Source organism: Tenacibaculum holothuriorum, from assembly GCF_002120225.1.
Classification (GTDB): domain Bacteria; phylum Bacteroidota; class Bacteroidia; order Flavobacteriales; family Flavobacteriaceae; genus Polaribacter; species Polaribacter holothuriorum.
The window spans coordinates 121,954-137,066 of record NZ_LAPZ01000003.1 but is presented as its reverse complement, the minus strand read 5'-3'; the positions used below and the strand labels follow the sequence as shown (position 1 = coordinate 137,066).

Here is a 15,113-nt window from a genome sequence, read left to right as displayed (position 1 = left end):
TTTACAGAAATAATTCTTTCAAATTTTTGTATTTGGTTCTACCTACAGGGAGTATTTTACCAGAATTTAATTCAACAGAGTACTTACTGCCTGTTTGAACTAAAATCTCTTTGATTTCTGATAATTTCACTAAATATGATTTATGAATTCTGTGGAATGATTGAGGTAGAAGTTGTGATAGTTTTTCTAAAGATTTATCGTGTAGTTCTATTTTTCCATTCTTAAGATACACTTCGGTATACATACCAGCTCCTTTGATGTAAAGTACATTTTTAATATCTACCAGCTGTATGCCAGTACGTTTTTTTATAGCTAGGTATTGAAGGTTTTCTGTAGTTACTTCTTCTTTTTTTAGCACTCTATTAAAGGCTTGTTCTAGTCTTATTTTGTTAAAAGGTTTGGGTACAAAGTCTAAAACACCATATTCAAAGGCAGTTAATGCTTGATGTTTGTTTGCTGAGATAATGATGGTATGAAAGGCTTCAGAAACACTTTGTTGTAATACATCAAATCCATTTTCACCATTAAGATTTAAATCCAGAAGGAGTAGATCTAGTGGATTATTAGCAATGTGTTCAATTCCGTCTACTAAGGAATGTACGCAGGTTAGTTGTTGAAGTGTATTAAGAAAAAAATCTTTCGTCATACGTTCAATTCTTTTGGCTATTCTAGCTTCGTCTTCAATAATTAAAATCCTCATAGATTAGTTAAAAATTGTAATTACATTTTTCCATCCACTTTCAGTAGATTCAGAATTAAATTCCCAATTATCTCCATAATTTTCAGTTAATCTTGCTTTTATATACTTAAAACCAGTACCATCTGATGTGTTTTTTTGAGCATTTCGAACCTTGGCATACGTTAGAAATGTATAGGTCGCCTGTTTGTTATGAGCAGTAACAATTAATTTAAATCGCATTGAATTGTTTTCAAGAGGTAAACAATGCGTAATTCCATTTTCTAATAGGGTATGAATTACTGCTGGAGGAATCATTTGAAAAGTATCATTTTTTACACCTTCATCTTGCCAGATATAATCGATTTCTTTTCGAAATTTCATAATGTTTAAATGGCTTTTACACAATTGTATTTCTTGAGAAATTGGTATTAATGTTTCATTTTCTACTTGATTTAATAAGTCAAATTCATCGGCCAAAGCTTCAATAAACTCAACACCTTTATTAGGAGCTTCTTCTACCCAATCAATTAAGGAGGTAAGTGTGTTCATTAAAAAATGAGGCTGTATCTTCTTTTTTAATAGTTCGTATTTTAAACGTGTTGACTCTGCTATAGAATGTTCAAAAGCTAATCGTTGTTCTTTTAATTTTACTGAAAGTAAATAGAACATACATAAAGAGATAATAGCAAAGCTTACAAACAAGCTCACATCGAAAATAGAAATTTTATATACAGTGAAGCTTAATAATAAGCCTATTAACACGATAACAGCATTTTTTTGTTTTTTAAAAATAGCAAAACATATAATTAAGGTAGAAGATAACCACATCATTTGTGCTAAAAATATAGCAGTATAATCATAAGAGTGTGAGTAAAATAGATACGCCCATATTAATAATAAACCATATACTGTAAAAAACCATTTGCGATAAGGAAAAGAAAACTGTACAGCAAAATAATAAGGAACTAAAAAGGAAATAAATAAGGTTAGAAGTCCAATAATTCTTAAGCGTAAAATAAAGTTTGAGTAATGTATAGGAATGTAAAATTTAATATACTCAGCAATAATTAATAAAAAAAATAAAGAACTAGACAAGCTAAACAAAAGCATTGTGTATTGTTTTCTATCGCTTATATAAAGGAAAAAGTAATAAATAGTTGTTAGTAAAAATGCTCCTGCTAAAAGGTTAATGTAAATTGTGTCTTTTAATTTATTAGTTACTAGTTTTTTATAATCGTATATGTAGGCATATATACCACGTAAATGTTCTTTTTCATATCGTTGAGACATTCTTAAGGCAATTGTGTGCTCACCAGTTCTTAACAAATGGTTCGGAATTAAAAAATTTTGTGTCACAACTCCAATCTTATTTGACTCGTTACCAGGAGTTCCATTTTTGCCGATTAAAACTCCATCCCAAAATACCTCATAGGCTCCGAAAGTATTAATACCTAATCCGATAGCCTGTAAAGAATCTATAGGAGTTTTAATACTAACTTTTTTTCTAGCCCAAAAGATTTCCTCATTTTTAGGAATTTCTTTTTCATTACTCCAGTTACTATCATTAAAATTATGATTAGCCCAAGAGATATTATCTCCGGTTTTAAAAACTATAGAACCAGAAATTTCAGCATAATCTTGCTTTATTTCATGGTTACAAGAAATGCATAAGAAAGTAATTGTTAAGAAAAGTAGTTTTTTCATCACAGTAAAAGTAAAAGAAATAAAGATCTTATTAGAGCAGTTTACAAACTTCTAGAGCAGTTCATATAGTTTTACATATAAAGAGTAGTTTTTGTTTTCATTTTTGAGGAAAATTAAAACTCAAAGTATGAAGTCATTTACAAGTTTATTAATATGTCTATTTTTTAATATTATCATATTCGGACAGCAAAAAGAAGTTGTTATTAGTGGGAATGTGGTTGATGTTGCAGAAAAACCATTGCCTTTTGCGACAGTTATTTTAAAGGATAATTCTAAAAAATTAATAGAAGGCGTGGTTACAGATGAAAAAGGGATTTTTTCTTTTCATAAAATTTTAAATGGAAATTATATAGTAGAAATTCAATATATAGGTTTTACTACTGTAATAAAAGATGTAACTATAGACAAAACGCAAAAAAAAGTTGATTTAGGGAAGATAATTTTAAAAGAAGATTCTAAGACTTTAGATGAAGTAGTAGTAGAGGGACAAACTTCTGAAGTTTCATTAAAGTTAGGAAAGAAAGTGTTTAGAGTAGGAAAAGATTTAACCTCTCAGAATGGCTCAGCTACTGATGTTTTGAATAATGTGCCTTCAGTAAATGTTAGTCCAAATGGAGCAGTAAGTTTAAGAGGAAATACAAACGTTCAGGTAATGATTAATGGTAGGCGTTCTGCTTTAACACAGTCTCAAGCATTAGAACAATTATCGGCAGATGTTATTGAAAGTGTTGAAGTAATTAGCAATCCTTCAGCAAAATTTGATGCATCTGGCTCCGCAGGTATCATCAATATTATTTTAAAAAAGAATAGACAGTCTGGATTAAACGGACAAATACGTTTGGTAGCAGGTATACCAGACGATTATAGAGCTATAGGTAATTTAAATTATAAAACAAAAAAGTTCAATTTTTTCGCTAACGCAGGAATACGATATACCGACTATGAAGGAGAATATTTTAAACAACAAACTACAATTGCAAACAACATAAGTACTTTTCTAAATCAAAGAGAAGATGAAGATAGGCATGATGATGGGCAATTGTTTTATTTCGGAACCGACTTTTACGCTAATGATAAGAATACTTTTACTGTAGCATATTATAGGAATGAAACAAAAGACACAGATGTAACCAATTTATTTTATGATTTTTCTGTTTCTAATGCAATAACTCAATCATTACAAACCATAGGAAATTCTATAGAAGAAAGGGACTATAATCAATTAGAAGTAAATTATACCAAGACTTTTGCTAAGAAAGGACAAAAATTAACGGTAGATTTTCAATATGATTTTTGGAATAGTGAAAAGGGTTGGCATTTACAAACCGATGAAAAGTTTCCAACGAATACTGAAGCGCAAACAGTAATACAAACGAAAGGAAAAGGAAATACAGATGATATTGTAATACAAGCAGATTTTGAGGCGCCTCTAAATGAAAAATCTAAGATAGAAATCGGAGCTAAATTTGAAGATAGAGCCATTACGAATGAGTTTTTAGCAGAAGAATTAATAAATGGACAATTTGAAATAATAGATAATATTAATAATCAACTAGATTATAAAGAGAAAATAGTATCTGGTTATGCTCAATTGAAATCTAAAAAGGGGAAGACCAGTTATCAGTTAGGGTTAAGATTAGAAAATACTGATATAAATGTTGAAGCTTCAGAAACCGTATTAAATTTAAAAAATAACTACACAAACTTATTTCCCTCTGCAACTTTCGGGTATGAATTTAAAGATAATCTGAGCGGGCAAATAAGCTATAGTAAGCGTATAGGGCGTCCTTCATTATGGCAGCTCAATCCTTTTTTTCAATTGAAAGATTTTACAGCTAGATTTACTGGGAATCCAGCATTAAATCCATCATTTACAGATACTGTCGAATTTTCTTTTATATATAGAGGAAACAAGTTTCAGTTAAATCCATCTATTTATTATTCAGATACAGATAATGCTTTTCAATATGAAACTGTTCAAAACAATGAAGGAGTATTTATTCAGTCACCAGTTAATTTAGATAATGAAAAACGATATGGAGTAGAATTATCTGCATCGTATAATCCATTAAAATGGTTACGTTTTTCGGGTGATGTAAATGCGTATATATTTGAGCAAAAAGGTGTTTTAAATGGTCAAACAGCTGATTTTTCAAGTAATACATGGTTTACAAATTTGATTATAAGCATGAAACCAACTAAAACATTAAGATTACAAACAAGAATTTTTTATCAAGGAGCAGAAAGCAATAAGCAAACAGCATCTAAGCCAATAAGTAATGTGAATTTTGGATTGCAAAAAAGTATTCTTAATAATAAAGGAAGTTTAATATTTAATGTTTCTAACGTATTTGATACAAGAAGAACTAGGGAGCAAATTATAGGAGAAAATTTTTCCATTTATCAAGATAGAAGTAGAAATGCACAAAGGTTTTCATTGAGTTTTGTTTATAAGTTTAATCAAAAACCATCCGATAAAAATAGAAGAGCTAATAGAAGAAATAGATATTAAATTATATTGTGTTTAATTATTTAAAGCCTGTGTTGACTTTTCAATGCAGGCTTTTTTATTAATAAGTAATAGTTTGAAGTAAGAATTTAGTCAAAGTGTAGTATAAAATATTCTAAAACTTTAATAAAAAAAGAAACACTCAATAATTTGAGTGTTTTCTTTACTTAATCCCCTAAAAAAAATCCGAAGCCTAAACTTCGGATTGTTGCGGAGAAAGAGGGATTCGAACCCCCGGTCCTGTTACAGACAACGGTTTTCAAGACCGCCGCATTCGACCACTCTGCCATTTCTCCTTGAGTGTCTCAGCAGTTGTAATTGCTGATTGCGGGTGCAAATATATGACCTTTTTTTAGTTCTCTACAAGTTTTTTTGAACTTTTTTTAATTAATTTTTTTGATGAAAACTCAAATCAATTGTAATACTTTTACAATCAATAAGTTTAGAGAAAAAGTATGACTGAAATTTTTTTATTGATTGGAGTAGGATTTATAGCTGGAATTATAAATACTATTGCAGGAGGAGGTTCTTTACTCACTTTACCGATGTTAATTTTCTTAGGATTGCCTTCAAATATTGCTAACGGAACAAATAGAATTGCTATTTTAATTCAAAATGTTTTTTCTACCGCAGGTTTTAAAAGTAAAGGAGTATCAGCTTTCCCATTTAGTATATGGGTAGGTTTATCTGCACTGATAGGAGCATTGGTTGGAGCCCAAATAGCAGTAGATATAAAAGGAGAAACTTTTAATAAAATACTAGCTGTAGTAATGGTTATGGTAGTTGTTTTAATGGTTTTAAAACCGAGAACATCTTTAAAATCTGTTCAAGAGAAATTAACAGGAAAGCATTTATGGATATCTATAGTTGTGTTTTTCTTTATTGGTATCTACGGAGGTTTTATTCAAGCAGGCACAGGCTTATTTATATTATTAGCTTTATCAACAATCAATAATTTATCTTTAGTAAAATCGAATGCTGTAAAAGTGGTAGTAGCTTTTATTTATACAATAGGCGCAGTCGCAGTTTTTGCGTTCAATGACAAAATTAGTTGGTATCATGGTTTTATATTGGCTATAGGTAATTCTACAGGAGCGTGGTTTGCTAGTAGATGGTCGGTAGATAAAGGAGATAATCTAGTAAAGATTTTTCTAGGAATTATGGTAACAATTATGGCAATTAAACTATGGTTTTTTTAAAGTAATCTGTTAAATTCGCTTCTTTCATTTTTAATAGAAGATACTATGTTTAATTCTTTCGGAAATATTTTAAAGCTTACAACATTTGGTGAATCTCACGGAACAGCTATTGGTGGTGTTATCGATGGTTTTCCTGCTGGAATGGAAGTCGATTTTGAAGCAATTCAATATGAATTAGACAGGCGTAAACCAGGACAATCTAAGATTGTAACTCAACGTAAAGAACCCGATACAGTTGAGTTTTTATCTGGAATTTTTGAAGGAAAAACTACAGGTGCTTCTATTGGTTTTGTTATTAAAAATACCAATCAAAAAAGTAAAGATTACAATCATAATACGAATGTATATAGACCTTCTCATGCCGATTATACCTACGATAAAAAATATGGAATAAGAGATCATAGAGGAGGAGGAAGAACATCAGCAAGAGAAACTGCCAATTGGGTAGTTGCAGGTGCTTTGGCTAAGCAATTACTAAAGCACATTAATATCAATGCATTTACATCTTCGGTAGGAGATATTTTTATTGATAAACCATATCAAGATTTAGATTTTTCAAAAACAGAAAGTAATATAGTTCGTTGTCCTGATGAGGTTTCTGCTGAAAAAATGATTGATAAAATCAAAGAAATAAGAAAAGCAGGAGATACTATTGGAGGAACTATTACTTGTGTTGCACAAAATGTTCCTGTTGGATTAGGAGAACCAATTTTTGATAAACTACATGCTGAATTAGGAAAAGCAATGCTATCTATAAATGCTGTAAAAGGTTTTGAATTTGGAAGCGGGTTTTGTGGTGCAAAAATGCAAGGTTCTGAGCATAATGATATTTTTAATGAAGATGGTACTACTCAAACAAATCTTTCTGGAGGAATTCAAGGAGGAATTTCTAATGGAATGGATATTTACTTTAGAGTAGCTTTTAAACCTGTAGCTACTATTATGCAAAATCAATCTACAATTAATTCTGAAGGAGAAGCTACAGAAATACAAGGAAAAGGAAGACATGATCCTTGTGTTGTACCAAGAGCAGTTCCTGTTGTTGAAGCCTTAACTGCGTTGGTTTTAGCTGATTTTTGGTTGTTGGACAGGGCGAGAAAATTTTAATAAAAACTAAAATAATTTAATAATTAAGAATGAGAAAGATATTACTCTTTTTAGTATTTACATCTATTTTAAATGTAAATGCACAAAAATGTTTTACAGGAAAAGTTGAAGACTTAAAAAAATTAACAACAAGACCATTGGCTGTGGTTGTTATGCCAGAAGAAGGAAATGAAACAATTGAAGAATTAAAGAAAAAGATTTCAAAAACAAAAAAAGAAAAAAAGAAGAAGAAATTACAAAAAGAATTAGACGATCTAATATACAATATTAAGTATTTTAATACGACGGTAAAAGAAGTAGTACCAGAGTATTGGAAGTTAAATGATGCTCAAAATATAACGTACCTAACTAAAGAAGAAATAGAAAAGTTAAGAAAAGAAAAGTCTACAGAGTTTGCAGTCTTAAATCTTACACCAGATGAAGTAAGTGTTAGCGGGTATAATATGTATTATACAATGAGTTTTAACTTAATGACCTATGGGAAATCTGAGAAGAAGAGAACAAAAGCAACTTATAGAAATCATTTAGTTAATACAAATTTTAATTATCCTAAGACGAATTTTAAAAATAAAAATCAAAAAAAGTTAATTGAGGAATTAGAATTCGAAAAGGAAGGAAAAGCAAAAGTATTAAGTAAAGAAAATATTATTGTAACTTTAATATTAGCTCAAAATATTATAGAAGAAGCATTAAAAACAGGAGAGAAGATAAGTTTTCACAAATATGCAGAAAATCAATCTGATAAGAATAAAAAAGAGTTGGTAGGGAAGAAACTTTTAATCCAATCAGCAATTTCTGGAAGTAAATTATATAAGCAATTTGAGAAATACAAAGATAGAGTAGAGCTAGTTTCTGCTAAGCGTATTGCTGATGCAATTATAAATAAGGAGGACGTATATATTGGTTTTCCTTTAATTAAAAAGTATGTTAAAGCTAAATCTAGTTTTGGACCAGTAGGATTTGTTTCTGCACTTACAATGGATCATAAAGTTGTATTTAATCCATCTAAAGGAAAAATTATCTCTTTCAGAAATGCTCCATCACCATTAAATTATAGATCTTTTAAGAGAAAAGATATAGAGAAGTTATTTGTAGCTGAATAGAAAGAAGTTCACATAATCTTATAAATTAAAACAGGAGTAATTTTTTATTCCTGTTTTTTTTGTTCATAAAATTTATACTCTTTAACATTTGCCAATTTCTTTTTCCTGTAATTTTATACAGTCACTTCGAGTGATTTCGATTTTCTGTCGAAATAGTATCGAGAAGTTTTTTCTAACGTGTTCTCGATAAAATCATTCTAAAGACATTTTAGTAACATTTTATTGAGATTTAATTATGGACTACCTTAAAGGACGTGGTGCACAACACAATACGCACAACAAATTTTTACAGCATCAAAAAGAAGTATTAAACGATTTTTTAAATTACTGTGAGCTCGAAAACGAATCGGCAGACAATAACAAAACATCCTTTTTAGAAATTTTTCCGAAGACAATCTTAAACAAGGTTACGAGTCCAGATATCGGTTTTACCTATTCAATGAATCCGTATCAAGGTTGTGAGCACGGTTGTATTTATTGTTACGCTCGTAATACGCACGAATATTGGGGATATTCAGCAGGATTAGACTTTGAAAGGAAGATTCTGTATAAAGCCAATGCCCCAGAGTTGTTAGAGAAAAAGCTGAGAAGTAGAAATTGGGAAGCGCAGAATATTATGTTTTCAGGTAATACAGATTGTTATCAACCTATAGAAAAGAAGCTAGAAATTACGCGAAAAATGTTAGAAGTTTTATTGAAGTTGAAACATCCAGTAAGCATGATTACCAAAAACTCATTAATACTTCGCGATTTAGACATTCTTAAAGAAATGGCTTCAATGAATTTAGTGAGAGTAAGTGTGTCTATTACATCACTGTCAGAAGAAACTAGGCGAGTGGTAGAACCCAGAACAACAACGATTAAAAAAAGGCTAGAAACTGTACGGATTTTATCAGAAAACGGAATACCTGTGAATGTAATGATGGCGCCGATAATTCCGTCAATTAATAGTCATGAAATAATTCCGTTAGTGAAAAAAGTAAGTGAATTAGGAACTCTTTCCGTAGGCTATACAATTGTACGATTAAACGGAGCGATAGGTGAAATTTTCACAAATTGGGTTCGAAAAACATATCCTGATAGAGCGGATAAGATTTTACATCAAATAAAAGATTGTCATAATGAAACATTAAACGATTCCCGTTACGGAAGTAGAATGCGAGGTGAGGGCAAAATTGCTGAACAAATTAAAACACAATTTACCATTGCCAGAAATCTGTATTTAAAAGAGAAGCATTTTCCTCCGTTAGATTTTACTAAATTTGATAAACATCAAACCAATCAAATGTCATTATTTTAATGGATTTTTATCAAAAACTTTTATTGATTTTAGAACCTTATTGGGAAGAAGAAATCGTTTTAAAAAGAAATGAATATCTAGTAACTAAACAGACTAAAAACACTAATTTATTTTTGGTAGAAGAGGGCAGTTTACGAGTTTTTATTGATGATGAAGAGGAAGAACACACTATTCGATTTGGATATAAAAATTCAATAATAACTGCCTTAGATTGTTTTCTTACCGAAAAACCAACCGAATTTTATATTCAAGCATTAAAAAAATGTAAGTTAAAAATGATTTCTAAGGCTCGTTTTAATGAAGTGATGCAATCTTCAGAAGAGAATAAAGCTGTTTGGGAGCAATTATTACAAAGTTTTGTGTATCAACAAATAGAAAGAGAAATTGATTTAATTACCTATTCTCCACAAAAAAGATTTGAACGAGTTTTAAAAAGAAGTCCGCAAGTATTTCAAGAAATTCCGTTAAAATATATTGCATCTTATTTAAGAATGACACCCGAAACCTTATCTAGAATTTTAAAAACTCTTGATTAGCCTCAAGAATTAGTAAAACAAAAATATTCAAATTTGAATAAAAATTAATGATATGGTTTTTAAGACAGATGAACTAATTAACGAGCTTACCACTTATGTAAATTCTCATATTCAATATGCTGAAAAATTAAAAGGATTTAATGAAACTGAGTTGTTGAAAAAGAAGAATGAAAAATCGTGGTCGGCTATTGAATGTTTAGAACATTTAAACTTATATGCACAATTTTATAATAAAGAGATTAGAAAAAGAATTGATAATTCTAAGTATTTTAAATCTACCGTTTTTAAATCAGGTTATTTAGGAAATAAGTCTGCTGTAAGCATGTTACCTAAAAAAGATATGGATACCATGAATACTTTTAAAAGTAAAAATCCTATTTATTCAGAATTGGATGCAGCTACCGTTTTAAATAAGTTTATAAAACTACAGAAAGAGTTGGTAGAATTGTTAGAAAAATCAAAAGAAATTGATTTAACTAAAACGAAAACAGCAATAACATTGCCGCTATTGAAATTTAGATTAGGCGATACTTTACGATTTGTAATTTATCATAATGAAAGGCATATTCAACAAGCTAAAAAAGCTTTAAAATAAAAAAGAGAACTTTAAAAGTTCTCTTCTTTATTATTTTATATCTAAAAATATACCTCCAGAAAAGGACGGATTAGCAGCGATAACTCTACCAGAAAAAGCAGAATCAAAACTTGCTGAAACTCCAAGTTTATTAGTTATATAGTAGGCAGCTTCAAACCCGAAGCTAGTAAACTCTATATTGTTCGCAAAAATACTACCATTTGCATTTGCAGCATTTAAGGTGCCGTTTTTAAACGATTTTAAAATATTTAATCTACTTATAATCCATAATTTATTATTGAATAGATTAATTCCAGCTTCTACACCACCTCTAAATTCATCTGAAAAACCTTTGGTTCTGTTGTTAAAACCAACATATGATTTTGCATAGAATGGTAAATCTCCAAAGTTGGTAGAATATCCTAACGATGTAGATAGAAATTGATTGAATTCACCATCACCAGTTTGATAGCTGCCATCGCTTCCTCCTTTGTTATTCCCTGTAGGTAAGCCAAGTAATAGTTTAGCGTCCATAGCCCATTTTCCTTTTTTAAAAATACCATAACGAACCCCCAAATCGATATCTCCAATAGAGCTTAGACCTTCTCCTTTTTGTAATACAGCACCGGTAGTACCCGATACTTGATTATCTTGAGCGACTCTTGCAAAAAAAGGAATATATCCAATGATGTCTAGATTGTTAGTAACACCATATTCAGCATATACATTTACATTAAATTGTTTTCTGTTAACATTATCTCTTATAGTACCATCAGTTTCATAATGTTTATCAGATTCAAGGTACCAAGCAGATAATTTGTAATACCCTTTTCCTTTTCCTTTAGTCCATTGTGCGAATAGTGTACTTGAACTAAACGCTATTACTAAGATTGATAAAATATATTTTTTCATGTAGCTAATTCTTGATTTATTTAATTTCTCCAATTCCAATTTTTACCCCAAACGGTTTACACCAATAGAAAACATATTTAAAATCACCAATTTTTGTGTCTTTTATAATGTATGCATGTGTTCCGCTAAAAGTAGTAACACGACTAATTTCTTTAGATCCGTTTCCAATAACAGTATTTGGATTGTTTGATAGATACAAATAAGGTCCAGGAACACCGCTAGATAGATTATAATCTGCATTAATGCTTAGTTCTAAATCGTTAGAATTAGGGATTTCTTTTAAAGTAAATGTACCTCTTAAAGAATAGCTTCCAGAAAGAGTTCCTGATTTTTCTTTAGGACCATTGTTGTCTATATTTTCTGTTGTAACAAGTACAGTATTGTTGGTTGTAATAGTTTTTCCATCTTCAGTTGTAGTAGATGCAGTAATAATAGCGTTTCCTTCTGCTAAAGCAGTAATTAAACCATTGTTACTTACTGATATAATAGAAGATTCTGAGCTAGACCAGCTTATCGTAGGAGTTGATGTCTGTCCGACATTATTAGTATATTTTGTGGTATATTGATAAGTAGTGTTTAAAGTGATTTTCTCTATCGGGTTATTGATAGTTAATTTTTCGTCAACTCGATCATCAACAATATCATTCTCAACACAACTTTGAAGTATTATTAAGAATAAGAATAATAGTTTAAAATGTTTCATCTAAGTATTTTTTGTATTGTGAGTTTGGTCGATACAAAAACAAAACATTACAGTTATGAAATAAAAAAAACTCGAAACTTTATGTTTCGAGTTTTTCAATATTATATGTTAAATTTAGCTTAAGCCAGCATAGTTACTGGGTTTTCTAAATATATTTTTAACGTTTGTAAAAACTGAGCTCCTACAGCGCCATCAACAGTTCTGTGATCGCAAGCTAAGGTTAATTTCATAGTGTTACCAACAACAATTTGTCCGTTTTTAACAACTGGTTTTTCAACAATTGCTCCAACAGATAAAATCGCAGAGTTTGGTTGATTGATAATTGAAGTAAAACTTTCAATACCAAACATACCTAAGTTAGAAACTGTAAATGTACTTCCTTGCATTTCTGCAGGAGTAATTTTTTTATTTCTAGCTTTACCTGCTAAATCTTTTACCGAAGCTCCAATTTGAGTTAAAGTTAAAGCATCTGTATGTTTAACAACAGGAACCACTAAACCTTCATCTACAGCAACAGCTACACCAACATGAATATGCTTATGATATTTTGTCGTTTCATCTGTCCATGAAGTATTTACTTGTGGATGTTTTCTTAATGCCATAGCACATGCTTTCACAACCATATCGTTAAACGATACTTTTGTATCTGGAATAGCATTAATCATTTTACGAGAAGCCATTGCATTGTCCATATCTACTTCTATATTTAAATAGAAGTGAGGCGCGCTAAATTTAGAATTGCTTAACGCTTTGGCAATCGCTTTACGCATTTGAGAGTTTTTAACTTCTTCGGTACCTTCTTCACCAGCAATAGCAAAATTAGTAACTGATGGAGTAGGAGTAGAAGCTTTAGTAGGAGCAGAAGCTGCTACTTTTGCAGTAGGAGTAAAGTTTTCAACGTCTTTTTTAACGATACGTCCGTTTTCTCCAGTTCCTTTTACCTCAGATAAATTAATTCCTTTATCCTTTGCTATTTTTTTAGCTAAAGGAGAAGCAAAAATTCTTCCTCCGTTATTTGTAGAAGTAGTTTCAACTACAGGAGTTGTTTCAGCTACTTTTTCTTCTTGTTTAGGAGTTTCTGCTTTGGTTTCAGAAGTATTAGAAATACTTCCAGATTTAGCCGCACTAATAACAGCAGCTACGTCTGTACCAGCAGGACCAATAATAGCTAATAAACTATCTACTGGTGCGCTATCTCCTTCATTAATTCCTATGTGTAATAAAGTTCCTTCGTAGAAAGATTCGAACTCCATCGTAGCTTTATCTGTTTCGATTTCTGCTAAAATGTCTCCTTCTTCTACAGTATCTCCAACATTTTTTAACCAAGAAGCTACTGTACCTTCAGTCATTGTATCACTTAAACGAGGCATGGTAACTACTTGTACTCCCGCTGGAATTTCAGCAGAACTTGAAGAAGCAACAGCTTTAGGCTCTTCACTTTGAGTTTCTTCAACCTTAGTTTCAGTAGCACTATCAGCTCCATTTATTAAAGCTTGGTAATCTTCACCTTCTTCACCAATAATAGCTAATAAGCTATCTACAGGAGCAGTTTCTCCTTCTTGAACTCCGATATATAATAAAGTACCTTCGTGGAATGATTCGAATTCCATCGTAGCTTTATCGGTTTCGATTTCTGCTAAAATATCTCCTTCTTCAATTTTATCACCAACTTGTTTTAACCATGTTGCCACTACACCCTCTTCCATGGTGTCACTTAAACGTGGCATATTTACTATTGTAGCCATAATTTTTTTCGATTGATGATTTATTTAATAAAAGGATAATCTTCTTGTTCGTAAACAACATCGTGTAAAATACTTGCATCTGGGAACGGAGATTCTTCTGCGAATTTCTCACATTCTTTCACCTTGTTTTTTACTTCTTGCTTTATTGCTTCGATTTCATCATCAGAAGCATAGTTGTTTTCTTTGATAATATCTAAAACTTGTGTAATAGGATCTATTTTACGATACTCTTCTACTTCTTCTTTAGTACGATAATGTTGAGCATCTGACATAGAATGACCTCTATAACGATATGTTTTAATGTCTAAGAAAGTTGGTCCTTCACCACGACGTGCTCTTTGAATAGCTTCATCGATTGCTTCGGCAACTTTTATTGGATTCATTCCATCTACTGGTCCACAAGGCATTTCATATCCTAAACCAAGCTTCCAAATATCTTCGTGGTTTGCAGTTCTTTCTACCGAAGTACCCATAGCATAATTATTGTTTTCACAAATAAAAACTACTGGTAACTTCCAGTTCATTGCCATGTTAAATGTTTCGTGTAAAGAACCCTGACGTGCAGCACCATCACCAAAATAACATAAGGTAACTGCATCATTTTCTTTGTATTTATCACCAAAAGCAATACCTGCTCCTAGAGGAATTTGACCTCCTACAATACCGTGACCTCCGTAAAAACGGAATTCTTTAGAAAATATATGCATTGAACCTCCTAAACCTTGAGAAGTACCTGTTGCCTTACCATATAACTCGGCCATAACACGTTTAGGATCTACTCCCATACCAATTGGTTGAACGTGGTTACGATATGCAGTAATCATTTTATCTTTAGTTAAGTCCATTGCATGTAATGAACCTGCTAATACTGCTTCTTGACCGTTGTATAAGTGTAAGAAACCTCTTACTTTTTGCTGAATATAAACAGCTGCAAGTTTATCTTCAAACTTTCTCCAAAATAGCATATCTCTATACCAATTGATGTAGGTTTCTTTAGTGATTTCTTTCATCGTAATAAGTTGTTTATTTTAGTGTTTGTATA

General features: G+C 30.9%; 13 protein-coding genes and 1 tRNA gene. 7 read left to right on the top strand and 7 right to left on the bottom strand.

The annotated features are described in order from the left end of the window. Window position 1 precedes the first annotated feature (1 nt). On the bottom strand, window positions 2-700 hold the full coding sequence (locus WH52_RS05830; RefSeq protein ID WP_086030009.1) for a LytR/AlgR family response regulator transcription factor: 699 nt from the start codon (window positions 698-700) through the stop codon (window positions 2-4). Window positions 701-703: 3 nt separating this feature from the next. Further along, window positions 704-2,383 (bottom strand): sensor histidine kinase, encoded by a 1,680-nt coding sequence (locus WH52_RS05825; RefSeq protein ID WP_086030008.1) that lies wholly within the window; start codon window positions 2,381-2,383, stop codon window positions 704-706. A 127-nt stretch (window positions 2,384-2,510) separates the two neighbouring features. Here WH52_RS05825 and WH52_RS05820 point away from each other — a divergent pair, with 127 nt between their 5' ends. Beyond that, entirely contained in the window at window positions 2,511-4,895 is a 2,385-nt protein-coding gene (locus tag WH52_RS05820) for a TonB-dependent receptor domain-containing protein (protein ID WP_086030007.1), read from the top strand. A gap of 208 nt (window positions 4,896-5,103) precedes the next feature. Here WH52_RS05820 and WH52_RS05815 read toward each other — a convergent pair. Beyond that, window positions 5,104-5,188 (bottom strand) — tRNA-Ser (locus tag WH52_RS05815). A gap of 159 nt (window positions 5,189-5,347) precedes the next feature. Between WH52_RS05815 and WH52_RS05810 the strand changes: the two genes are divergently transcribed. The 6 genes from WH52_RS05810 (at window position 5,348) to WH52_RS05785 (ending at window position 10,732) form a co-directional block, all read left to right on the top strand. Further along, entirely contained in the window at window positions 5,348-6,091 is a 744-nt protein-coding gene (locus WH52_RS05810) for a sulfite exporter TauE/SafE family protein (RefSeq protein ID WP_086030006.1), read from the top strand. A gap of 45 nt (window positions 6,092-6,136) precedes the next feature. Next, on the top strand, window positions 6,137-7,198 hold the full coding sequence (gene aroC / locus WH52_RS05805; protein WP_086030005.1) for a chorismate synthase: 1,062 nt from the start codon (window positions 6,137-6,139) through the stop codon (window positions 7,196-7,198). Between the two features lie 29 nt (window positions 7,199-7,227). Beyond that, window positions 7,228-8,301 (top strand): hypothetical protein, encoded by a 1,074-nt coding sequence (locus tag WH52_RS05800; protein ID WP_086030004.1) that lies wholly within the window; start codon window positions 7,228-7,230, stop codon window positions 8,299-8,301. A 235-nt stretch (window positions 8,302-8,536) separates the two neighbouring features. Continuing rightward, on the top strand, window positions 8,537-9,601 hold the full coding sequence (locus tag WH52_RS05795) for a PA0069 family radical SAM protein (RefSeq protein WP_086030003.1): 1,065 nt from the start codon (window positions 8,537-8,539) through the stop codon (window positions 9,599-9,601). Continuing rightward, entirely contained in the window at window positions 9,601-10,137 is a 537-nt protein-coding gene (locus WH52_RS05790) for a Crp/Fnr family transcriptional regulator (RefSeq protein ID WP_086030002.1), read from the top strand. The genes WH52_RS05795 and WH52_RS05790 overlap by 1 nt, the downstream gene beginning before the upstream one ends. Window positions 10,138-10,189: 52 nt before the next feature. Then, complete coding sequence (locus tag WH52_RS05785) at window positions 10,190-10,732, top strand: DinB family protein (protein WP_086030001.1); 543 nt, start codon at window positions 10,190-10,192, stop codon at window positions 10,730-10,732. A 30-nt stretch (window positions 10,733-10,762) separates the two neighbouring features. Here WH52_RS05785 and WH52_RS05780 read toward each other — a convergent pair whose 3' ends face one another. From WH52_RS05780 to pdhA, 4 genes are all read right to left on the bottom strand, one after another. Further along, the gene (locus WH52_RS05780) at window positions 10,763-11,623 is read right to left on the bottom strand and encodes a hypothetical protein (RefSeq protein ID WP_143592081.1); all 861 of its coding nucleotides are present in this window, start codon (window positions 11,621-11,623) and stop codon (window positions 10,763-10,765) included. A gap of 16 nt (window positions 11,624-11,639) precedes the next feature. Then, window positions 11,640-12,326 (bottom strand): Ig-like domain-containing protein, encoded by a 687-nt coding sequence (locus tag WH52_RS05775; protein ID WP_086029999.1) that lies wholly within the window; start codon window positions 12,324-12,326, stop codon window positions 11,640-11,642. Between the two features lie 119 nt (window positions 12,327-12,445). Then, window positions 12,446-14,071 (bottom strand): pyruvate dehydrogenase complex dihydrolipoamide acetyltransferase, encoded by a 1,626-nt coding sequence (locus WH52_RS05770; protein WP_086029998.1) that lies wholly within the window; start codon window positions 14,069-14,071, stop codon window positions 12,446-12,448. Between the two features lie 20 nt (window positions 14,072-14,091). Beyond that, the gene (gene pdhA, locus WH52_RS05765) at window positions 14,092-15,081 is read right to left on the bottom strand and encodes a pyruvate dehydrogenase (acetyl-transferring) E1 component subunit alpha (RefSeq protein WP_086029997.1); all 990 of its coding nucleotides are present in this window, start codon (window positions 15,079-15,081) and stop codon (window positions 14,092-14,094) included. Between the last annotated feature and the right edge of the window lie 32 nt (window positions 15,082-15,113).